This is a genomic window from Geitlerinema sp. PCC 9228 (genome assembly GCF_001870905.1).
Lineage (GTDB): Bacteria > Cyanobacteriota > Cyanobacteriia > Cyanobacteriales > PCC-9228 > PCC-9228.
This window is the reverse complement of sequence record NZ_LNDC01000103.1, coordinates 41180-62604: the sequence shown is the minus strand read 5'-3', so window position 1 is coordinate 62604 and position 21425 is coordinate 41180. Positions and strand designations below refer to the sequence as shown.

Annotated in this window: 20 protein-coding genes; 8 read left to right on the top strand and 12 right to left on the bottom strand. The window is 49.3% G+C overall.

What is annotated here, in order from left to right; genetic code table 11:
- The first annotated feature begins 8 nt into the window (after window positions 1–8).
- From AS151_RS10740 to AS151_RS10725, 4 genes are all read left to right on the top strand, one after another.
- Complete coding sequence (locus tag AS151_RS10740; RefSeq protein ID WP_084639516.1) at window positions 9–1148, top strand: endo-1,4-beta-xylanase; 1140 nt, start codon at window positions 9–11, stop codon at window positions 1146–1148.
- An 18-nt stretch (window positions 1149–1166) separates the two neighbouring features.
- Window positions 1167–2054, top strand: coding sequence for an AEC family transporter (locus tag AS151_RS10735; protein WP_071517050.1), 888 nt, complete (start codon window positions 1167–1169; stop codon window positions 2052–2054).
- A gap of 60 nt (window positions 2055–2114) precedes the next feature.
- Complete coding sequence (locus tag AS151_RS10730; protein WP_071517049.1) at window positions 2115–3098, top strand: pentapeptide repeat-containing protein; 984 nt, start codon at window positions 2115–2117, stop codon at window positions 3096–3098.
- 172 nt (window positions 3099–3270) lie between these two features.
- Window positions 3271–4611, top strand: coding sequence for a flippase (locus tag AS151_RS10725; protein ID WP_071517048.1), 1341 nt, complete (start codon window positions 3271–3273; stop codon window positions 4609–4611).
- 31 nt (window positions 4612–4642) lie between these two features.
- On the opposite strand, the gene AS151_RS22525 is transcribed toward AS151_RS10725, so the two are convergent.
- A complete protein-coding gene (locus AS151_RS22525; RefSeq protein ID WP_071517047.1) occupies window positions 4643–4939 on the bottom strand; it encodes a ParB N-terminal domain-containing protein in 297 nt (98 codons plus the stop codon).
- A gap of 144 nt (window positions 4940–5083) precedes the next feature.
- Between AS151_RS22525 and dndE the strand changes: the two genes are divergently transcribed.
- A complete protein-coding gene (gene dndE / locus AS151_RS10715) occupies window positions 5084–5485 on the top strand; it encodes a DNA sulfur modification protein DndE (protein WP_071517046.1) in 402 nt (133 codons plus the stop codon).
- Between the two features lie 53 nt (window positions 5486–5538).
- Here dndE and AS151_RS10710 read toward each other — a convergent pair whose 3' ends face one another.
- The 5 genes from AS151_RS10710 to AS151_RS10690 form a co-directional block, all read right to left on the bottom strand.
- A complete protein-coding gene (locus tag AS151_RS10710; protein ID WP_071517073.1) occupies window positions 5539–6759 on the bottom strand; it encodes a glycosyltransferase family 4 protein in 1221 nt (406 codons plus the stop codon).
- Window positions 6760–6829: 70 nt separating this feature from the next.
- Entirely contained in the window at window positions 6830–8296 is a 1467-nt protein-coding gene (locus AS151_RS10705; protein WP_084639515.1) for an MFS transporter, read from the bottom strand.
- Between the two features lie 137 nt (window positions 8297–8433).
- Window positions 8434–9372, bottom strand: a complete 939-nt coding sequence (gene recO, locus AS151_RS10700; protein WP_071517045.1) for a DNA repair protein RecO — start codon at window positions 9370–9372, stop codon at window positions 8434–8436.
- A complete protein-coding gene (gene deoC / locus AS151_RS10695; RefSeq protein WP_071517044.1) occupies window positions 9369–10079 on the bottom strand; it encodes a deoxyribose-phosphate aldolase in 711 nt (236 codons plus the stop codon). Before deoC ends, recO begins: the two co-directional genes overlap by 4 nt.
- Window positions 10080–10188: 109 nt before the next feature.
- Window positions 10189–11478, bottom strand: coding sequence for a S41 family peptidase (locus AS151_RS10690; RefSeq protein WP_071517043.1), 1290 nt, complete (start codon window positions 11476–11478; stop codon window positions 10189–10191).
- Window positions 11479–11944: 466 nt separating this feature from the next.
- Here AS151_RS10690 and AS151_RS10685 point away from each other — a divergent pair, with 466 nt between their 5' ends.
- Complete coding sequence (locus tag AS151_RS10685) at window positions 11945–12811, top strand: hypothetical protein (protein ID WP_071517042.1); 867 nt, start codon at window positions 11945–11947, stop codon at window positions 12809–12811.
- A gap of 166 nt (window positions 12812–12977) precedes the next feature.
- A complete protein-coding gene (locus AS151_RS10680) occupies window positions 12978–13961 on the top strand; it encodes an NAD(P)H-dependent glycerol-3-phosphate dehydrogenase (protein ID WP_071517041.1) in 984 nt (327 codons plus the stop codon).
- 390 nt (window positions 13962–14351) lie between these two features.
- On the opposite strand, the gene AS151_RS10675 is transcribed toward AS151_RS10680, so the two are convergent.
- Window positions 14352–15209 (bottom strand): dienelactone hydrolase family protein, encoded by an 858-nt coding sequence (locus AS151_RS10675; protein WP_071517040.1) that lies wholly within the window; start codon window positions 15207–15209, stop codon window positions 14352–14354.
- 382 nt (window positions 15210–15591) lie between these two features.
- On the opposite strand from AS151_RS10675, the gene AS151_RS21520 reads away from it, so the two are divergent.
- Complete coding sequence (locus tag AS151_RS21520) at window positions 15592–16134, top strand: hypothetical protein (protein ID WP_139240613.1); 543 nt, start codon at window positions 15592–15594, stop codon at window positions 16132–16134.
- Window positions 16135–16394: 260 nt separating this feature from the next.
- Here AS151_RS21520 and AS151_RS10670 read toward each other — a convergent pair whose 3' ends face one another.
- The 5 genes from AS151_RS10670 to AS151_RS10650 all read right to left on the bottom strand — a co-directional run bounded on the left by AS151_RS10670 (window position 16395) and on the right by AS151_RS10650 (window position 21275).
- Window positions 16395–17129 (bottom strand): GUN4 domain-containing protein, encoded by a 735-nt coding sequence (locus AS151_RS10670; RefSeq protein WP_071517039.1) that lies wholly within the window; start codon window positions 17127–17129, stop codon window positions 16395–16397.
- On the bottom strand, window positions 17129–18148 hold the full coding sequence (gene gshB / locus AS151_RS10665; protein ID WP_071517038.1) for a glutathione synthase: 1020 nt from the start codon (window positions 18146–18148) through the stop codon (window positions 17129–17131). Before gshB ends, AS151_RS10670 begins: the two co-directional genes overlap by 1 nt.
- Before the next feature lie 96 nt (window positions 18149–18244).
- On the bottom strand, window positions 18245–18511 hold the full coding sequence (gene grxC, locus AS151_RS10660; protein WP_071517037.1) for a glutaredoxin 3: 267 nt from the start codon (window positions 18509–18511) through the stop codon (window positions 18245–18247).
- A gap of 87 nt (window positions 18512–18598) precedes the next feature.
- A complete protein-coding gene (hflX, locus tag AS151_RS10655) occupies window positions 18599–20314 on the bottom strand; it encodes a GTPase HflX (RefSeq protein WP_084639513.1) in 1716 nt (571 codons plus the stop codon).
- A 604-nt stretch (window positions 20315–20918) separates the two neighbouring features.
- Window positions 20919–21275: a DUF1257 domain-containing protein gene (locus AS151_RS10650; RefSeq protein WP_071517035.1), complete on the bottom strand. Its 357-nt coding sequence runs from the start codon at window positions 21273–21275 to the stop codon at window positions 20919–20921.
- Window positions 21276–21425: the final 150 nt, after the last annotated feature.

The following is a 21425-nucleotide window of genomic DNA, read 5'->3' as shown; positions in this document are numbered from 1 at the left end:
AAAAACCTATGAGACATTCGAGCGACATCTTAAACGATCGCAAAATTATCACCCTGCTGCTGTTGTTCCTGGCTGGCTGTTTGGGAGTTTTGCTCTACGGTAGCTTTCAATCTGCACCAGCCACCGAACCCACCACCCTATCTTTAGAACGCACCCAACCCCCCAACCTTGCCAAAAAACAGCAAACCCTGCGTTCTGCTGCCGAACAGCAGAATTTTCACGTTGGTGCCGCCGTATCCAGCAAAGCCTTCCGCCAAGATAGCAAATATCGAGAAGTCCTGGCGCGGGAATTCAATATGATGACCCCGGAAAATGCTATGAAATGGCGATCTTTGCGCCCCAGCCAAAACGAATTTAACTTCGATTTGTCCGATAGCATGGTTTCCTTTGCCGAAAAACATAACATGAAAGTTCGCGGTCACACCCTAGTTTGGCATCGTTCCGTTCCTCAGTGGTTGCAAGAAGGGGATTTCGACCGTTCCGATATGATTTCCCTGCTGCGGGAACACATTCAAACCGTGGTCAACCGCTACCAAGGAAAAATTTATGCCTGGGATGTGGTTAACGAAGCTATTACCCGTCGCGGCGAGTTGCGGGATACCATTTGGCTGCGTACCATTGGACCCGAATACATCGAAATGGCATTTCGTTGGGCACACGCAGCCGATCCCGACGCGTTGCTATTTTACAATGACTACGGCGGCGAAGAAACCGGCGTGAAAGCCGATGGCATTTACCAACTGGTGAAAGAGTTAAAAGCAAAAGGCGTTCCCATCGATGGGGTAGGCATGCAAATGCATAAAGGATTGCGCAATCCCCCCGATCCAGACGAAGTTCGTGATAATATGGAGCGATTGGCAGATTTGGGCATGCAGGTACATATCACCGAAATGGATGTCAGAATCCAAAACGGTCGCGGTTCGCCTGCGGAAAGATTTCGCGCGCAAGGCTATATTTACCAAGATATGTTGGAAACCTGCATGGATGCGAGCAATTGCGATTCGTTTGTCATGTGGGGATTTACGGATGCTTATTCCTGGATTCCCCAATTTACCGGCAATCCCGATGCTCCTTTAATCTTTGATGAAGAGTACGAACCCAAACCTGCCTATCGCCGTTTGATGGAAACTTTGCGATCGGGCGTTTGATTTGCCGATAATTCTTTTATGACCGTTTTACTCCCTGCGATCGCACCTGTTGCTTTGATTATTGGCATCGGATTCATTGCTGGCAAAACCATGTCTTTGCATCGCCAGACCCTTTCCCAGCTGGCGATTTATATTCTTACTCCAGCTTTAATTGGTAGCAAGTTATATCGCACAACGCTATCGCCAGACAGTGCCATGGGGTTGGCGGCAGGTATGCTGGTTTCCTCTGTTTTGCTATACTTGCTGGTCTTTTTTTTGTCGCTTTTTTTAGATTTTCCCGTTACCATCCGCAAAAGTTTGATTGCCTGTACCTTATTTGCCAATACGGGAAATTTGGGGTTGCCTTTGCTGGCTTTTGCTTTTGGCGATGCTGGCTTGGAACGAGCAGTGGTTTATTTGGTGGTGGCGGCGGTGTTTATGGTAGTGGTAGGACCAGCTTTGCTAAAAGGGCATGGTTGGCACTCAGGGGTACAATTGGTGCTGAAATTGCCTTTATTGTGGGCTGCGATCGCGGGGTTGGTGGCTCGCTTGCTGCAGCTATCTTTTCCCCTACAGATAGATGAAGGTATCCGGATGCTGGGAAATGCGGCAATTCCGGTGGCGTTGCTGATTTTGGGAATGCAGCTGTCGGATACCCGCTTGCGTCTGGGAAAATACGAACTGCTGGCTTGCGGTTTGCGGCTGTTGGTGGCACCAGCGATCGCGTTTTTGGTGGGGTTGGCTTTGCAATTGCAGGGGTTGGATTTGCAAGTGTTGGTCATGCAAGGTGCCATGCCGACAGCGGTGAATACGTTGGTTTTGGTGACTGAATTTGGCGGGGATGCGGATTTGGTGGCACGTACCATTGTTGCTTCCACGCTGTTTGCCTTTGCAACTCTGCCGGTAGTGCTGTGGCTTTGCAGCTAGCAAGACCTGGAAGATGATATAAAGAACATGAACGAATGCTACTGGTAGGTTGGTACGATCATGAGGACAACAACTTGGCTGGAATTTTTGGAATATGTAGGGCTGTTTCTGTTGGTTGCCGGTGCGATTTTGGCAGCATCCAACAATAGTGTGGTGTGGATTGCTGTTCCTCTGGCTTTTTCGGTGGCGGTGACCCTAATCAATCGTCGCGATCGCGAAGAACGCATGCACCAGGAAACCATTCAAATGCGCGATCGCTTTTCTTTAGAAGTGAATGCTTTGCGGGGGCAGTTGGAATCCCTGCCACCTGCCAATACCTTTAACCCCGCTCCCTTGCAGCAAGAGGTAAAGCAGCTCAAACAGCAAGTCGAAGAACTGTCAGCAACCACCAGTCAAACCCAACAGGAAATGGAAACCCTGAAACAGCAGGTACAAACGGAAAACAGCGATCGCTCCCATGCTTCCCCAGCCGCCAGCCACACGGAAACCAGCGAACACCCATCCGCCAGTTACGACCGCCAAAGCTATCCTTTACCCAACCCCCCCGCAACTGCAGCTATTAAAGGGGTTGCCATTGATGAGAAAACTTTGCAAAAACGCTACGGTGAGGGCATTCGCGATTTTTCCCGAGCCGACCTGTCGGGTGCCAATCTGGTCAGGTTTTCTTTGGAAAATGTGAATTTAAAAACAGCCATTTTAGAAAATGCCAACCTACTCGCCAGCAATTTAGGAGCGGCTAACCTAACGGGTACCAACTTAAACAATGCCAACCTCAATAATGTTAACCTCGCCCGAGCCATCATCATGGCAGCCAGCCTGCAAGGTGCTTCCTTAAAAGGAGCCGATTTACACGGTGCCGACCTCAGCGAAGCCGATTTGCGCGATGCCGACCTTTCTTACGCTGACCTCACCGATGCTATTCTCCACAAGGCCAATTTAGAAAATGCCAAGCTACATCGCACGCGCATGCCCGCAACCGAAAATCAAGGTGAATATATTGGCGCGCCTGCCACCAATTCCCAAAAGAGTGAGTTCCCGTTCTAAACCACAATGATTCTCCTGGAATCAGTAGAGGTGCTCACGCGTTGCCCCCCTACAAAAACGCTCCAATTATTGGTTGCCAATTTTTAAGACCATACTATATGCCCTGTTTCCCTAGAATTCTATCTTTCCAATCTGTGAGGTGGGCATCGCTCACTCTATTGGTTGAGAAAATATGAAAAAATGGCCGATCGAGAAAGTAACTAAAAATCTCGAACATCCAGAATTGCTAACACCAGTTATTTTAGGTGTCGGTACTACCTTGAGTTTGCAAGTTTCTGGCGTTGCGATCGCCTACGGCGTGCAGGTATTGCTGGCACGGTGGATGGGAGCGTCAGAATATGGCATTTACGAGTTTGTTATTGCTATGGGAACGTTTTTATCCTCCCTCGCTTCCCTGGGATTGCCCAACGCTGCCTTGCGTTTTATTCCCGAATATCGCGTGAAAGAAGATTGGGGGCGTTTGCAGGGAATTATTTGGGGCAGCTGGCGGTATGTGATTGTATCGAGTTTGCTGGTTGCCACGATCGGTTCGGTGGTGGTGTGGCTGTGGCGGTGGCGTTGGGAATTGCCTTGGATTTCTCTACTGCTGGGGGTTTGGATGGTCCCCCTGTTTGCCCTCGTGCGGCATCAGTTGGAAATGGCGCGGGGAATTCGACGGTTGGTGCTGGCGTATTTTCCTTCTCTGGTGGCATTTCCCGTATTGGTGGCGGCGGGAACGTTGGTTTGGCAACAATTTCATTCTCTCTCCTTGACAAATGTTCCCGCTCTTGGTATTACTGCAGGTAGTTTGCTGGCGATCGCAGTGGCCCAGTTGTGGTGGTTTCGCCGCCAAATTCCCCTCCCCCCGACATGGAATGCCCCGATCTACGAACGGCGTACTTGGTTTTCCGTGTCGTTTCCCATCTTGCTAGCAGAAGGGGCGATGCTGATACTCAACCAAACCGATATTCTCATGCTAGGCGCGATCGCAGGTTCTTTTTCTGTGGGCATTTACGGTGCTGCTGTGAAAACTTCTGGTTGGGTGACTTTTGTACTGATGTCGGTGAATGCCATATCAGCTCCCACGTTTGCAGCTTTGTATGCCGAAGACAACCACCGCGACCTGCAAATTTTAGTTTCCACGGCGGCGCGTTGGATGTTTTTCCCTTCTTTGGCGATTGCTGTAGGGTTGGTTGTCTTTTCTCACCAAGTTTTGGGCTTGTTTGGGGAAGAATTTTTGGCGGCGAAAGGGGCAATGTTGGTTTTGATTTTAGGACAATTGGTGAATGTGGGTGCCGGTTCGGTGGGATATCTCATGCAAATGACAGGGCATCAAAACCAATGTGCCATGGTGTTTGGTTCTTGTGCGGGCATCAATGTGGTTTTAAATATTATGTTCATTCCTACCATGGGGGTATTGGGTGCCGCGATCGCTACCGCATTTACCAGGTCGCTGTGGAACATTTGGCTGCATCAGTTGGTGGTCAAACACATTGGCGTGCAGCCTTCCATTGTTTCGGCGTTGTTGAGATAGTTGGCTATGTTTTCTTTTGCTGTCATTAGGTTTAGCGGTTAACGTGCATTTTTTCGTAGTGGCGAATCGCATCGTCTTTGCTTCCCTTACGCAAACGTACTTCAATATCCTTTTCACCAATTTCCTTAGCCGCAAAAAACCGATGGAAACCATCTGCCAACCAATAATGGGAACCGTCGTCAAATACCGTCACGGGAGGAAACCGATCCCCTTCCTGCATTTGTTGGGCATAAAATTCTGCTTTTTGGTGATTGAATTTAATGCGATCGCCAATAGCATCGGTGTTAATGCGATCGATTTCCAACGCTACGTGAAAATAGGTAGACAAGTGGCTCCTCCTGCTATGACAGTTCTGCACATTTCGCTTCACGGGATATTATAGTTTTAATTAGCAGAATGGGGGAGGAAAATAGGGAAATGGAATAGATTTTGCTACAATAAGCGATCGCTGCATCGCTATCCTTTCCCTCCTATGGAACCACCCGTAGAACGCATACGTTTGTCACAAATGGCAAAAGACCAATTGGTGAAGTTAAAGCGATACACCAAAATCGACCAGTGGAATATTTTATGTCGCTGGGCATTTTGCTATTCCCTAGCAGAAACTTCCCCACCTTCTCCCATTCCCCTCAAACTTGACAGCAATTTAGAAATGAGCTGGCCGGTTTTCAGCGGCAACATGGGGGATATCTTGATTGTGGCGTTAAAACAACGCTGCCGCAACGACGGCTTGGATATCACCAATCCTGAAATCCTGTCTCGTCAGTTTCTACTACACCTACATCGCGGCATTGGCTACCTCGCCGGCAATCCTCGGTTGAAGCGGATTGATGATTTGGTGAAGTTGGCGGAGAAATCAAGCATGGGGGGATGAAAGACAAAAGGAAATCGTATTTCCTAATTTCCCAATCTCCCCATCTGTCACATTCAAGAAGCCGGCGCTCGCACCTGCCGTTGTTCCAAGACTTCTTGGTACAATGTTTCCAATTGGGTAATATTTTTACTTAACGTATAGCGGTCTAGAACCCGCTGCCGGGCTTTGTAACCCAGCAAATTGGTAAGTTCTGGGTGATCGCGGAATAAGGGGAGTAGCGTGCGTAACTGGGTGGTCACCTGTTGGGTATCTAGAACCACGCCAGCACCATCTTGCAAAACCTCGCCATCAGCTCCCGTGTCGGTTGCCATACAGGCAACGCTGCAAGACATGGCTTCCAGTAGCGATAGAGATAACCCTTCTACCAGCGACGGTAGAATAAAAACATCGGCACCTCGTAAAATGCGAATGCGTTCTTGTTCGTCGGAAATATAGCCCAACCACACAACTCCCTGTTCTTTACCGTAGGTCGCCATGAGGGAATCTTTTAAAGGACCATTTCCCACCAGCAGCAGTTTGCTGTTTTCTCCCATTTCGCTTTGTTTCCAGGCTTTGAGCAGGGCTTCTACGTTTTTCTCGACGGCAATCCGCCCTTGATAAACAAAAATACGTTCTGCCTGGAATTCTTCCTTGAGATTGCTTGGTCCTGGGGAATATTTTAACGGATCGACGCCATTGGGCACGATCGCCACCCGTTCTTGGGGCACGCCCAACCGCACCAAAACATCTCGCTGCACGGCAGAAAAGACAATGGCGCGGTCATAGCGAGCCAGCCACGGGGCATACAGTTGGTACATTAAATGCTGGGTGCCCGAGGTGAGATTGCGACGCTTGCTGTCAAAGGGGGGATGAAAAGTGGCTACCAGAGGTAGGTTGAGTTCTTCACAAATTTCCGGTAAAACAAAGTCCAACGGTGACAAGGTCAGCGAAGCATGAACCAAGTCTGGTTGCAACTGTTGCAGGAGCTTAGTTAAGACTTTACTAGACCGTAGGGTGGGGATGGTATAAATGGTGGATTTGTAAAGACAGGGCAGCGTAAACTCCGGGCAATCCGGCCATTTGGAGTCTTGAGCCTTGCTCTGGGGGGCTGCGTCTCGCTCCCCGAAATTTTTGGCACCTACTTCCGATGCCAGGGGTTCAAGATCGGGCGGATCTTGAGCAAAATGTAAGAAACTCACCTCGTAGCCCCGGTCTAATAGGGCATTGGTGATTTCGCGGCTATAGGTAACATTGCCACAAAAGGGAGATTTTTTTCCAAGCCAGGCGACGTGCATGCCAGTACGCAGTTCGGATGCAAATTTCAGCAAGTAGGAACAAAAAGCAGGAAAAGAGCCTGCAGAATTATTATCCCGCTTTTTCCCGCGTATTTGTTCTGGTATCGGAAATATACCAACTCAACATCCCACCTGCTATTACAATAGCAGCCAAACCTAAGAAAACTGCATCCAATCCAAAAATTGTTTCGGCAACGCCTGCCAAGGCAAGGGGCAAACTGAGGGCAATGTTTACGGCATTGTTTTGCAAGCCGAAGACTTTCCCGCGCATTTCTTCGGGGGTTTCCGACTGAATGGTGGTTTGCATGGGAATGCCCACCACAGAAGCACCAATGCCCAACAAGACGATAATGCCCACCACGGCAAAAAGTTGGTCGGTAAACAGGGGAATCATCGCCAGCGAGACTGCCATACCGATGGAACCATACAAGCTGAGGGCACGGTGGGAAAGTCGCTGCCCGAAGTTGCCCAAAAAGCCGGCACCAACTGCCATGCCTACACCACCGGCGGCGAGGAGGAATCCAAATTGCGAGGAAGTAATGTTGGGAATGATTTCTGCCAACCGCACGGCCAAAACGGCGAGGGCGGCGAAAATGGAAAAGAGGATAATCAGCTGGATGAGGGCGCTGCGAACCCGACGGTTTTTACCGAGATAGGCGACGCCTTCTTTAATGTCTTGCCAGACATGGGAGGATTCGCTGGATTTGGCATCGGGGTTTTCTTGGGTTTTGACGGCAATGAGAATCATCCCCGCGATCGCGTAACCGCCACCAACCAGCATTTCTTTGCCGAGTTCGCCACCTCCGAGTAAGGAACCAGCGGCAGCCAGGGCGGGTTCGCCGATGGCAAAACCGATAATCACCGAAGCCATCATGGTGGTGGTATACAGGGAATTGGCAGCTAGCAAGCGTTCCCGTTTCACCAACAGGGGAATGGCGGCTTGTTCGGCGGGGGCGAAAAATTGGGTAAAGGCGGAAACCAGTAGGGTAATGCCCAGGAGAAATTCAAATCCCACGGGCAATCCACCCCACGTTGCTTGACCGGCAATCCAAAGCAAGGCGGGAATTACCAACACCAATCCACCGCGCAGCAGGTTGGTGACCACTAAAACGCCTTTTTTCGACCATCGATCGACGTAAACGCCGGCAATGGAACCCAGCAAAACAGCGGGAATGGTAAAGGCAACCATAATGGCAGAGACCCAACCGCTGATGGTTTGGTCGGGAGCTTGGAAATGGCTGGCAATTAACGCGATCGCCAGAACCAAGTACACTTTATCTGCCAATTGGGAAAACACTTGACCGATCCACAATAAAAGGAAGTTGCGATTTTTCAAAACCGGCGCAAATCCTTGTTCGCTTTCTACCTCGCTACTGCCAGCAGAGGTTTTTGCTGTTTCCGTTGTTTCCGAGGCGCGATCGCCTGTTGGAGATTGGGAATACTGGCGACTGGATAGGGTGGTAGAAGCAGATCCTTGACGATTGTGGGAAGGGTGGTCGGACTCTAGGGTTTCGCGATCGAATGGAGAACGTGGCATGCTTGGGAAAAAAGATAGAAAATGTTTACAACAGACAAAAAGGAATCTAAATGTAAAGTATAAGAACGAAAAAAAGGGTTCGTCACGAGCCTCGGGCCGCGTCTAGCGTTTCTAAACTTTTGCCCGATGGTGTTTGATTAAAACATTGTAATACAAGCGTTGAGTAAGGTGGCTGAGCGGATGGACGTTCCCAAATGATATTGGGCATACTGACGCAACAGGTGTTCTATGGTTTGCCAAGAATCGGAAAGCCCTTGGCAGTGGGAAGGGGAAGTTGCTGCGGGAGGCACGAGCCATTCTGCAGGCAGTTGCGGTGAGGGCAGTTGCTGCAACATGGCTAGTTCTCCTGCATTCAGCTTACCAGTTAGCGGTGGCCATCCCGTACGGTTATCTGGGATGCGATCGGTGCGGTAGGAAGAAGGTGCTTCGCGGCAAGTACCACTGGTTGCGGAACTGGTCTTTTGCTGGCGATTTCGGGTTTTCTCGAACGCTGCCAAGCTGACGATACCACCACTGGCAGCGCTAAATCCCACTTGCCAAGTTTCCTCCGTGGTTTCTGGGGGCGCGATCGCTTGTTGCGAGAAAGTACAGCGAAAACACTGGGGGGCAATCCCACCCACCGCCAGCAAGTGATAGATGCCGTGGCACAAACGAGCTAGCAACGCCTGCACTTCTGTCTGAGCAGAGGGGGCACTCATTTGGTGCAAGCGGCGCAGGTGTTCGGTGAGAATTTCGTACAATTCGGTTTGGGGTTGTTCGCTCACTGCCTGTGCCAACACCAACTCTGCCCAATACTGGGCTACAGTTAGTTTCCCCAAATTTTGGCTCAAACTAGGGTAGGAAGCCAGGGTTTGCGCCTGTTGGATGCGATGGAGCGATCGCCCGCGGTAGAGCAACAGTTCGTTTTCCACAAACACCTCGCTGCGACCGCGCAGGGTAGATTTATGTTTGCGTGCCCCCGGCGCGATCGCACGCACAATCCCGTATTCTGCCGTTAAAATTGTCAGCAGTCGGTCTGACTCTCCCAGCGGGGAGGATTTTAAATTAATCCCCACTGCCTTGTAACTTTTGTTCATGACTGGGCATGGGAAGATGCTTCTTCCTCGCTGATTTCGTTAGCGCGATCGCGCTGGCGCAACAATTCCACACCGCGAGAGGTTCCCAAACGGGTTGCCCCCGCCATCACCAACCGCACTGCCTGTTCGTAAGTACGAATTCCCCCGGAAGCTTTAACCCCAATATTCCCGCGAGCAATATCGTGCAGCAGCTTCACATCCTCCACGGTAGCGCCACCGTTCCAACCGGTACAAGTTTTCAGAAACTGCACGCCAGCATCCAAACACACCTCTGCTGCCAGGCGTTTTTCATCGTTGGTCAGCAAATTGGTTTCCAAAATTGCTTTCACAGTTTGCCCGGTTTCCTCACAAATTTGGGCAATTTCGCGATACAGGGATTTGCTATCGCCGGTTTTAATCCATCCCAAATTTAACACCACATCCAACTCGCTAGCGCCGCGTTCTACCGCTTCCTGCGCCTCGTAAAGTTTGGTTGCCGATGTGGTTGCCCCGGTAGGAAAGCCAATGACCGTACACACTTGGGGTTTCTTCCCATGGAGCCATTCTACCGCTTGACTCACATGGGTGGGGCAAACGCAGACGCTGGCAAATTGATATTGTTCTGCTTGTTGGCAATATTGCTTCACCTGCTCCGGCGTAGCGATGGGAATCAGGATGGAATGGTCGATAAGGGGAGCCAGATCGATATCGGGTTGCGCGATCGCCATAGGAGTTTGTCTTGATTAAAAACATGCTACCCCAATATCATGCCACGAAGGCGACCGGTTGGGTGCGCTAGATCGACCAACGCACCAAAACCGGAAAGTTCCTCCACAGCTACTGGCGATTGGCAATGGAAGGTTGCCCCTTTTGCAGCAGCGAAACGGCGCGCTGGTAGTAGGGATCTTCGCTGGTGGCTAGGGAACTGGGATTGTCATCTAACTGGCGTTTTTCCGCGGCGGAAATATCTACAGCAATATCGGGTACGATGCCTTTTTTGCTTATATCCGTACCGTCGGGGGTGTAGTAATGGGCAATGGTAACCGCAATCCCCGAACCGTCGGAAAGGGAATGCACTGACTGCACGAAGGCTTTGCCAAAGGTTTCCTCCCCAACCACAACACCACGTTCGTTGTCTTGGATGGCACCGGCTAAAATTTCGCTGGCGCTGGCGGAGTTGTTATCTACCAAAACGACTAATGGCAATTTGGTAATAGCTTGTTGGTTGGCGTTGCTGATTTTGCTTTCGCCGCTGCGATCGACTGTGCGGACGATGGTGCCCGATTGCAGCCACATGCGAGCAATTTCAATGCTAGCATTCAACAAACCGCCGGGGTTGCCGCGCAAATCCAATACAAACGCTTGGGCACCCTCTTGTTCCAGTTTTTGAATGGCTTGGCGGGTTTCCTCGGGAGCGTGGGCGCTAAATTCTTTAATGCGAATGTAGCCGATGCGGTTGTCGTCTTCTCGCTTGAGACGGGTAGCTACAGAAGGAATGGTAATGCGTTCCCGGCGTAAGGTGAGCTCTTGGGTTTGGTCGCTCAAACGCTGGATTTTGACTTTGACGTAGCTACCAACTTCGCCACGCAGGAGTCTGGCTGCGTCTTCGGGGCTCATGCCTTTGGTGGAACGACCGTTAATTTGTAAAATGCGATCGCCGGTTTGCAATCCCGCTTCTAAGGCAGGCGATTCTTTTAACACTTCCGCCACGCGCACGCGATCGCCGGTTTCATCGCTTTCCAAACGTACACCTACGCCGGAAAGTTCGCCAGAAGTTTGGCTGGCTAGCCGTTGAAACTGTCGGGGATCGAGAAAACGAGTGTAGGGATCGTTCAGCTGGGAAAGAGCATCCCGCAGGGCTTCGTAGGCTTGCTCGCGCGAGCTATAATCTTGCTCTAGCAGGTCTTGGCGTACTTGCTGCCAGTTGACTTGGTTGAAGTCGCCATCAACAAATTCGCGATAAACGATTTGCCACGCTTCGTCAATGACTACTTTGGGGCTATCTTCTAAGCTATCTGCCGCTACTGGGGCTGCATAGGGAACCAGCAAGGAGAGGGTGGTGGCTGCCAAGGTGCTGTTAAACAGCCAGGAAGAACGGTATGGGGTGTTACCAGAAGATCGGTTCATACGTAGGTCAGGAAAAATACAACAGTCTCAGCCCAGTTGGAATTGCTGGGCATCGGTACAAGAGCGGAAACAAGTGCCGTAGCCTCGACTAATGGCTGTTTCCCCATATATCTGGGTACATCTGCAATACTGGCGTACCAGCATGGTTGAATGCCATTTTGGTTCGACGGGCGGTGGTACCCATTACCATCGGTATTGAGTTGTTTTGGTGGTGTGGAAGTGGCTGCGATCGCTATGGCGATGCCTAGATTGGTAGGAGTTTGGGAAGCGAGCCGCCACGAGCGGTTTCCATATCGCTGATGCCCCTATGATAGCTATGTTGCTGTCCATTGTGCCATTCTATAGGCCGAACAAATCGGCAAATTGCCAGTAAAATAAGAGCAGCATGATTTGAGCGCTGGTTTTTGCTGCAATTTTTTCTTGGGATTTCCTCGGGAAATGGAAGGTGTGTAGGGTAGAACCTCATATGGAATTTATAGGCAACAAACAAGATTCGAGGTTGCGTTGGCTGTCGCGATTGGGTGGTTGGATAGCACCCGCGATCGCTGCGATCGCAGCTGGTACGATTGTGGCTATGCAATCAGAAAAAATGTCGCAAGACAACTTATCTGCCTCCCAAATTACACCCACCCAACAAGAAAGACAAATCCAACTGCAATTGCAAGTTATGAAAAGAATGCCTACCTTTGGGTTTGATAACTTGCTTGCCGATTGGGTCTTTTTGCGATATTTACAATACTTCGGCAACAAGGAAGCTCGCCGCGCAACCGGATATCAACTCAACGACAACCATTTCGATTTAATCACCCAACTCGACCCTCGCTTTGTAGAAATTTATCCTTTTCTTTCCAACGGCATTTCCATCTATCAAGCCCAACCAGAAACTTCCGTTCGCTATATCAATCGCGGCATCGAAAAACTAACCCCCACCATGCACCCACGTGCCTTTTTGCTTTGGGTGTACAAAGCCATGGACCAATTATTATTACTAGGAGATATTGAAGGTGCCATTCACTCCTACCAAAAAGCCGCTGACTGGGTCGAACAAAGTCCCAACCAAAAAGAATATCCCGGATATGCCCAAAGCTACCGCCAACGAGCCCAATTTTTACAGAAAAATCCCAAAAGCAAACAAATTCGGTTGATGGGATGGGCAGATGTTTATTCGAGAGCCGTTCGTACAAAAGATAAATATACCCAGCAACGCGCTTTGCAAGAAATTCGCGATTTAGGAGCGAAAATTAGAACAGATAATGGAGCCTTAGAGTTTTATTTCCCCGAGAAACAAAACTCGCAAACAATTCCAGAAAGCAATTCCTCGCCAAATCCCTAATACCAAATCCGACATGGAAAAACCACAATTATCCTGTAGGGGCAACCCCGGTTTGGTTGCCCCTTTCGTGAGAGGGCACTTCTTCCCCTTCCTTCCCCTCTTTAGTCTCTATATAAAATGGAACTTGTACGCATAGAATTTGGTATAAAATCTAGGAGCAACGAAAATGCAAATTGGTATCATTGGTTTGGGAAACTTTGGCACCGCCATGGGCAACTTAATTGCCAACAACGGCTATCCAGTTCTCGGCTGGGAATACAACAGCGACGTTGTAGCCGAAATCAACCAAAAGCAAACCAACAGCAAATTTCTTCCCGACGTTTCTCTCTCAAAAAACCTATCCGCCACCACAGAAGTCAAAACCGTTTTTGACAGCAGCCAAATGGTATTTATTGCCATCCCCTCCATATTTATTCAACCTACCCTAGAACCCCTCCGCGAACAAATCAGCCACGAAACCATTTTGGTAAACCTCGCCAAAGGCATCGACCGCCAAACCGGATTAACCGCCTTTCAAATTTTATCAAAACTCTTTCCCCACTGTTCCCGCATCATGCTTTCCGGTCCTTCCGTCGCCAACGAATTTTCCCAAGGGATGCCCACATTGGTTACGATTGCCGGACAAAATTCCAGCCATCTTTTAATGGTATCCCAAGTCCTAGATAACGACCATTTCCGTACCCGTTTTTCCGACGATGAAATCGGTGTAGAAATGGGAGGGGTGTTGAAAAATATCTACGCTATCGGTTTGGGATTGTTCGATGGCAAATCCATCCACAGTATTAATTTTCGTGCCTCTTATATTACCTTAGCCCTCGAAGAAATGGCGCGCATTGGAGTAGGATTGGGTGCCAAACTAGAAACCTTTTTGTATATTTCTGGTATGGGTGACTTGCTGGCTACGTCTTTAAGCCAACACAGTCACAACCGCCGTATGGGAGAACTGCTGGCTAGCGATTTTTCTCTGCCGGAAATTCAAGAAAAAATGGGTGTTTTGCCAGAAGGATACAATACCCTGAAAACCACTCTCTACATTGCAGAGAAACTGCATATTTCCCTTCCCCTAGCGCGCGGTTTGTGGGAAGTAATTAATGGCAAATGCCAGGTGAATACGTTTATTAATTCGTTTATTAAAGATTTTATCGATTAGCAGTAAAGTAGTTAAACCCTTTACTATAGCACAAAAACATGTAATCGTCAAATTAGAGCTACCAAAACGCCCCAAATTTCCTGCAACATCCATCGATGCCAAGCCAGGTTTCTACCAGTAGTGCCCATGAAATTCTGGGGGGTGGCGCCGTTTTTTGAGGCGATTTTTTAAAAATTTGACATACAAAGCCTCGATTGTGAAATTTTTAAAATCCTACCAAATTAGCTGGAAAAGCGCAAGTTCGTTTTTTAATTACGAAAATTCTCAAGTAGGGGATTGACAAAAAATTGCCAAAATTGCCTTTTGACGAAAGTCATAGCTTGAGGGAGCTGGCATATCAATGGATTTTGAATACATCGTTTCGTCCTTACTATTATACATGTATACGTCCTAATCCGCTAATGTAATGTTATAAATCACATCGTGGCGGCGAAACCACACTTGCAATCGCTGCCAGCCATCCACCGCTGCCTCTTTTGCATAAGAATCCCGATAGTCGGCGTGGAACCCGTGGGAAGCGTCGGGATAAACCACAATTTCGGAGGGGCTGTTGCTTTGAACCAGGCGTTGGCGCATGGTTTGGATGCTTTCTACGGAAATCAAGCGATCGCTACCACCGTACAATCCCAAAACCGGGGCTTGCAACTTGCCGGCAATATCGATGGGATGTTGCGGGGTTAGCGGCGTGGTTTCTCCCTGCAAACGACCATACCAAGCCACTCCAGCTTTGACGCGGGGGTTGTGGGCGGCATACAGCCACACAATGCGACCGCCCCAGCAAAACCCAGTAATCCCCAATTTGTCGATGTTGCCTTTGCCCGTGCCGGCAACCCAGGTAACGGTAGCATTCAAGTCATCCATAACTTGTTTGTCGGGGACTTGAGACACCACTTCCGAGATGATGGTTTGGGGATCGCTCATTTGGGAGACATCGCTTTGGCGGGCAAACAAGGCTGGCGCGATCGCAAAATATCCTTCTTTCGCCAAACGGCGGCAAACGTCTTGGATGTATTCGTGAACGCCAAAAATTTCGTGTACGACCAAAACCACGGGAAACATATTTCCCGATGCGGGCATGGCGGTATAAGCGGGAATGGAGACGCCGCCAATGGGGATTTGCACTTGTTCGGTGGTAATGCCTTCGGTGTCTGTGGTGATGGTACTGGCGGCGATGGGATGGGTACAAAGGGCATAGCCAGTGGCGAGGCTGGAGAGGATAATAAATTGACGGCGGTTGATGTTGGGCATGGGGCGTGGATGCGTGGGAGATGAGATTGGCTTTTAGTTTAATGTGAAGGGGAAGGGGGCGTCAAGGGCGGGTGGTGATGGTATTGAGAGAAAAGCGATTGCTCTAATTGTTAGTCTGAAAGAAATAGCCATTATTTTACCCAACATTTTGGACTAAATGAAATACCACAAAAACTGATGGAAAGGTAGGAAGGATATCGATCAAATATAAATTTTTTCTTAAAATATTGAAGGCTTCTGAGGGTACAGAACATTCCTTTTCATCCCTACAGGGGAGCTGCCTTCTTCACTATTGCCCCTTATCAAGTAAATGTTCCTAAGCTTTACAATAGAATTATTAATGTTCGGGAACATCTAGAGAGGTGCAGGAGGTTAAGTGTTAATGGAAACTTTCGAGCCAGGTCAAAAATGCTGTTGGACATTACATAAATTTAAGGAAAACGAACGAGGTAAGAAATGCCTTGATTGTGGAAGATTTATGGTGAATGATGCTTTCTCCTATGAAGGAAAATGTTTTTGTGGAAGTACAAACGTGGTTCCGGCTATAGCGATCCATAGCAATCATAAACCAACGCCGCCAACAGCACCAATTCATCAAAGAGAAGCAATCGAACTACACAAACTTATAACTAAAACTTTCGGCCTGCTAGCCATAATTTGTATTGCCGGTGGTATATATGCAATTGCAATAAACTCCAACTCCAATACGGAAATTCAAATCTTTGGAGCGCAAATAAGTACAGAACATGTAGGCGTAGCATTTGTTGGAATTGGTGTCTTGCTTACATTTTTTACAATTCGTTCAGTATTAAATAACCAACGCGATTTAGCAGCATTACCCCTAAATTCTCAAAGAGAAATATCACGAAAAGAGAATAGGAAAAGGTCACGTAGTAAAAAAAGACGATCGCGTAGAAAACTATAAATTCTCTATAAGGCGGTGCACTCCAAATACTAGAATAGCATGGATATAATTGCAATTGCTGGTGGCAGAGTTGCTAACTGCGATTCACGTAATCTTCTAAATGTTTCCATGAATTTGATTTCTGAAGTAGTATAAAAGTTTTGGATACCGATACCGTTCGATTCAAAGGTTAGACAGCTCTAGTTGCTACTTCCAAACCATTCAAACCGCGATCGCTCATTTTAAAATGTCAAAAAAAACAGGAAAAATCTTTAGAAACCTCATTCCTCCTCGCCAGTCACCTCCCGAAAACGTTCCAATAGATAAGCCATGCTTTCCCGCGCCGTATTGCTGCCCACACCGTAACAGGAACGCCGACGCCATCCCAAAACCGGCAAGTGACCGGTAGCCGCGCTGAGGCTAAACGTGAGGTCTTCGTAGTACAACCACTGACTCGCAGAACGCCAGCCCACGCGATCGCAAAAAGCCCCGTAATCGCCGCCCACCATTTCCCAAACTTCCTGTTGTACGCGCAAGCCAAAACGACCCTCGCTATAAGCCTCCCACAACCAATTTATTGTTTGCAAATCCGTACTGGGGAAATTCGCTATATCTTCAGGCGTCAAAACCTGGGAATCCTCCTTATCAAACGCTTGCAGCAATAACATCCAAGTTTGTTCGTCCGCTTGCTGCCAATCCTGGTGGGCAAGCATTTCCTGCAAGGGTTGGTAGTCAATTCCCACTTCCGAAGGTAAGGGATTGGCTGCCCCCATTCCTTGCGAGATATTCTCCAAAGTCTGATACAATGTCGGTGGGTCCAAACGTTCTAGGTAATACAAAACCCACGCTAGTTGGTTCTGCAAATATTCCCGTTCCGCACGCGCTTGTTCCAATTCTCCTTGAATTTGTTCGAGTTTTTCTTGCAAGCGTTTGGAAGACGTTCGGCGATCGCGTTTGGGAAGACGCTTTTTAGATTTCTTAGAAAATTGCTTGCGAGATTTGCGTCGTTTGCCCATCAGCCAATTTGAGCGGCTTCGCTGCGATCGCACTGGGATTGTACCCGCTGTACCGTCCATTCAATGGTACGATGGGCGGGGTCGCTATTTTCCAGTCGTTGAATTTCCCGCAATCCCGTGGGACTGGTCACGTTCACTTCCGTGAGACAACCGCCAATAATATCAATCCCCACAAAATACAAACCATCCTGACGCAACGTAGGGGTCATTTTTTGGCACATCTCCCGTTCTGCCGGAGTAATTTCTGTCTTGACAACACTGCCCCCCACCGCCATATTGCCGCGATAGTCGTTGGCAGCGGGAACGCGGTTGATGGCACCAAGGGGTTCGCCGTCAAGCAGCATGATGCGTTTGTCACCTTCGGAAGCGGCGGGTAAGAATTCCTGAACCATCACCGGTAAGGGCGATTCGCGAATCTCCCCTACTTGGTGGGTACTCAATTCTACCAAAGAGTTAAAATTGCGATCGCCCTCTACCAAAACCAAAATCCCCTCTCCGCCTTTGCCAGCTAGGGGTTTGAGCACAACTTTCCCTTTTTCCGCCAAAAATGCCTGAATTTCTTCCTTGCTGGCAGTCACAATGGTTTCCGGCATGAATTCGGGAAATCGCAATGCATACATTTTCTCGTTGGCAGTGCGCAATCCCGCCGGCGCGTTCACCACCAAAGTTTTATTAGGATTTATATAATCTAAAATATGGGTAGCGTACAAATAAGGAATGGTCACCGGAGGGTCGGTACGCATAAACACCGCATCCATTTCCTCCAAAAAATGGAAAGCGGTAACCCCCAGTTCGTACCAAGGTTGGGGAACTACCCAACGCCCCTGTTGCAATTGTACCGAATGCAACTGTACCGAGGTGAGTTTAGCCCCGGCTTTGCCTTCCTGTACGCTTAGTTGGCTGGCTTGGGTAATCCAAACTTCGTGCCCGAGTTCGTAAGCAGCTTCCATGAGCGCCACGCTGGTGTCGTGGGCTGGGTTGAGGTGATGGATTGGGTCGATAATAAATGCGAACTTCACCTTGTATGCCTATGGGAGATGGTTTCTACGAAACGCACAAGCGCTTTGGCTACGATTGTACCACCAGCGTGGACGCAAATGCTTTAGCTAATACGGTTAGCTAGCGGCCGATTGAAGGGCTTCGTCTAGTTTGCCTTGGCTTTCCAGTTGGTAGAGTTCGTCGCAACCGCCTACGTGTTGGTTGTTGATAAAAATTTGCGGCATGGTACGCTTGCCGTTAGCACGTTCTGCCATGCGGTTGCGGGCTTCTTCATCGCCGTCGATGGTGTATTCGCTATACTGTACGCCTTTTTCGTCCAGCAGGGCTTTGGCGCGGGCGCAAAAAGGACAGGTACTCCAGGTGTAGATTTCGACGTTAGCCATGGTAAATCGCTCAATAACTGTATTGCTATATTTGAATTTTAGCAAACAAATATTACGGGGCTGGCGATCGCGCAGGTTCGGAAACCTTTACACGCAGGTGGTGTAGTGGACCAATTGCCCCAGCTTTTGGCGCAAGGGTTCCAAGCCAATGTTGTCTTGGGCGGAAACAAAAGCCGCTTGCGGGAAATCCGCTTTGGCAGCTTCCAGGGTTTCCGAATCCACGCAATCAATTTTATTGAAAGCCATTAGCATTGGACCCGGTGCCAGGGGCATCTCTCCTAAAATGGTGGAAACGGATTCCACTTGCGATCGCCAGGCGGGATGGGAAAGATCCACCACCTGCAGCAAGGCATCGGCTTCCGTTACCTCCTCTAAGGTAGCGCGAAAAGCATCAATAAGAGAAGGTGGTAGTTCGTGAATAAATCCCACAGTATCCGTTAGCACGATGGTTTGCGGTTCGTGGGTGGTCGCGTGGGGAACCACCAGACGGCGCGTGGTGGGGTCTAGCGTGGCAAAAAGTTGGTTGGCAGTGTAAATGTGGGCGCTGGTGAGGGCGTTGAGAAGCGTCGATTTGCCGGCGTTGGTATAGCCAACAATGGCGATGGAAGGCACATCTTGGCTTTGACGGCGGTGGCGCAACCGTTCCCGATGTTCTTGCAAGTGGTTGACTTCCTTCTGCAGCCGGGAAATGCGCTTTTGGATCGCCCGTCGTTCCGTTTCTAGCTTGGTTTCCCCAGGACCGCGCGTGCCAATACCGCCGCCCAACCGCGACATGGCTTCCCCGCGACCTGTGAGGCGGGGCAATAAATATTCCAATTGGGCTAGTTCCACTTGCAGTTTGCCGGCCCGGGTGCGAGCGCGTTGTGCGAAAATATCTAAAATTAGTTCCGTGCGATCGCATACCCGTACCCCCACGCGAGTTTCCACGTTGCGGACTTGGGCAGGCGACAAATCGCGATCGAATACCACCAAACTCGCCCCCAAGGTTTGGGCGCTGAGGGCAATTTCGTCCACTTTTCCCGAACCCACAACGGTTTGCTGGTGGGGATGCGATCGCTTTTGCTGCAAGGTATCCAAAACCGTACCACCGGCGCTTTCCACCAACCGCTGCAGTTCGGTGAGTTGGTGTTGGAACTGTTCGCGGGTCATCTCTTGGGTTTCAATCCCCACCACCAATACCCGTTCTTTGCCTTCTTCAACTTCTAGGGCAACGTGTTCCCGTTCAAATTCTTCTTCCAACCCCTCGACCAAATCCAAAAAGTCCTGTTTGGTAAGGATATCGAGGCTTAAGGGGCTGGAAACGTGCCAGTGGGCGGGACTTTCTGGCGATTCGGTGGCTTCTTGGCTGGATTGGGAGGCTAAATGGGCAAGATAGGTGGATTGAATATAACCCGTCGGACCACCGCCGCGACGTTCAAACCCCGATCCAGACAGAATCAGGGTAGCCAAGGCATCCCACCGTTGGATCGCCATGGTGGTCAGGGTATCGACGTTGGGGGGGTGGGCTTTTGCCTGGGTGGTAATGCAGCGAATTCCACACAGGCGGCTAGCCCCGTAACGGGGTAATTCTAAGGGCGGAATTTGGGTTTGTCGCGGCGTTCCCACGCCCACGCGAATCACTTGCCCCCGCCGGTTGATGTAGGTGGAGATGGGTTTGCCAATGTCGGTGCTAATGGCTGCCAGGCGTTGGGCAAATTCGGGGGTTGCGATCGCATCGACGGGGATTTTTTGACGGTAGAGTTTTTGTAGCTGTTTGAGTTCGCTGGATTTGAGTCCTTTGAGATTTCCGTGGATGGTCTCGATGGGCGTTTTCCTCCATTACTAGCGATTTCTCTTCTATTGTAAAACGACCGACCCAACAAACAGCTAGGTCGGACATGGGTTTTTGGGTGGAATTTTTTCCCAGATTCTCTACTAGCGATCGCGCACTTTGGTGAGAACGCCGTTGAACATTACGGCAAAAGCGCCGATAACCAAGCCAATGGCAAGGGCAACAGCAACAGCATCCAACCATGCGGTGTTTTCTATATCCATTTTGATACTCCTGTTTTTTTTAAAGCGTTAGAAGCGATCGTAAAAGCAGTGTAGACCCCCTGTCAATTTTTTTAAAAAACGTAACAATAGAGACAGGAAGAATTACAAGTGTTTCTTTATGGCAGATAAAAATTATTCTTGGAAAGGAAGTCCCAACGCTGGTTTGGTACTAACCATTCTTGCTGGTATTGGTGCCATTCTCTTTATTTTGCTAGGTTTTACCGCCTAGTTCGTAGCAAATCGATCGTTCGGGGAGGGAAAAGTTTGCCACTTTTTCTCTTCCCGAAAATCATCTATTCATGTCCCATAAAAAAACGGGCTAACCCGTTTTTAAGCGGATTAACCCGTTAGCTTCCGAACGCACTAGCGTCGTTTACTTTTGGGCAACGACCTGAACGTTAGCGTTTTGCAAGCTGCTGTTGTTGCGTACTTCAGACAGCGTTTTGTTAACGGCATACTTCTGGTTGATGGCGTTGATCAACTCGGTTTGATTGTGCTTTTTGGCAACGCCCCAGAGGTCGGCGATTAAATCGAAGGTGCCGTCGCTATTTTTGGACCAACCTAGGTCATAGTCGCCTTCGAGAACGGCGACGATATCAGCACGAACGCGCTGCTGGTTGTAACCGCGCACATCGGCATTGCTTTTCACGGTGATGCCTAGATCGCGCAGGGAAGATTTTAGGATTTCAGCGTCGGTGATTTTGGTGCGCAGGGTGCTGAAGTGAGACATAAGAGGAATCCTCCTTAAGTTGGGAAGTTAAAGTACGACAACGGTTTTTTAGGGAAATGGCCACGGGTTTGTGGCTCTTTGTGGGAACTGCTAGACTGGGAAAGTCTAGCCTTTGCTCCTGACTCGCTACACGAGCGGTGGGTGCCAGGA

Bases quoted from the DNA above. Each gene is read 5' to 3' on its own strand.
- AS151_RS10740 (WP_084639516.1), top strand. From the start codon at position 9: ATGAGACATTCGAGCGACATCTTAAACGATCGCAAAATTATCACCCTG.
- AS151_RS10735 (WP_071517050.1), top strand. From the start codon at position 1,167: ATGACCGTTTTACTCCCTGCGATCGCACCTGTTGCTTTGATTATTGGC.
- AS151_RS10730 (WP_071517049.1), top strand. From the start codon at position 2,115: ATGAGGACAACAACTTGGCTGGAATTTTTGGAATATGTAGGGCTGTTT.
- AS151_RS10725 (WP_071517048.1), top strand. From the start codon at position 3,271: ATGAAAAAATGGCCGATCGAGAAAGTAACTAAAAATCTCGAACATCCA.
- dndE (WP_071517046.1), top strand. From the start codon at position 5,084: ATGGAACCACCCGTAGAACGCATACGTTTGTCACAAATGGCAAAAGAC.
- AS151_RS10710 (WP_071517073.1), bottom strand. From the start codon at position 6,759: ATGCACGTCGCCTGGCTTGGAAAAAAATCTCCCTTTTGTGGCAATGTT.
- AS151_RS10705 (WP_084639515.1), bottom strand. From the start codon at position 8,296: ATGCCACGTTCTCCATTCGATCGCGAAACCCTAGAGTCCGACCACCCT.
- recO (WP_071517045.1), bottom strand. From the start codon at position 9,372: ATGAACAAAAGTTACAAGGCAGTGGGGATTAATTTAAAATCCTCCCCG.
- deoC (WP_071517044.1), bottom strand. From the start codon at position 10,079: ATGGCGATCGCGCAACCCGATATCGATCTGGCTCCCCTTATCGACCAT.
- AS151_RS10690 (WP_071517043.1), bottom strand. From the start codon at position 11,478: ATGAACCGATCTTCTGGTAACACCCCATACCGTTCTTCCTGGCTGTTT.
- AS151_RS10685 (WP_071517042.1), top strand. From the start codon at position 11,945: ATGGAATTTATAGGCAACAAACAAGATTCGAGGTTGCGTTGGCTGTCG.
- AS151_RS10680 (WP_071517041.1), top strand. From the start codon at position 12,978: ATGCAAATTGGTATCATTGGTTTGGGAAACTTTGGCACCGCCATGGGC.
- AS151_RS10675 (WP_071517040.1), bottom strand. From the start codon at position 15,209: ATGCCCAACATCAACCGCCGTCAATTTATTATCCTCTCCAGCCTCGCC.
- AS151_RS21520 (WP_139240613.1), top strand. From the start codon at position 15,592: ATGGAAACTTTCGAGCCAGGTCAAAAATGCTGTTGGACATTACATAAA.
- AS151_RS10670 (WP_071517039.1), bottom strand. From the start codon at position 17,129: ATGGGCAAACGACGCAAATCTCGCAAGCAATTTTCTAAGAAATCTAAA.
- grxC (WP_071517037.1), bottom strand. From the start codon at position 18,511: ATGGCTAACGTCGAAATCTACACCTGGAGTACCTGTCCTTTTTGCGCC.
- AS151_RS10650 (WP_071517035.1), bottom strand. From the start codon at position 21,275: ATGTCTCACTTCAGCACCCTGCGCACCAAAATCACCGACGCTGAAATC.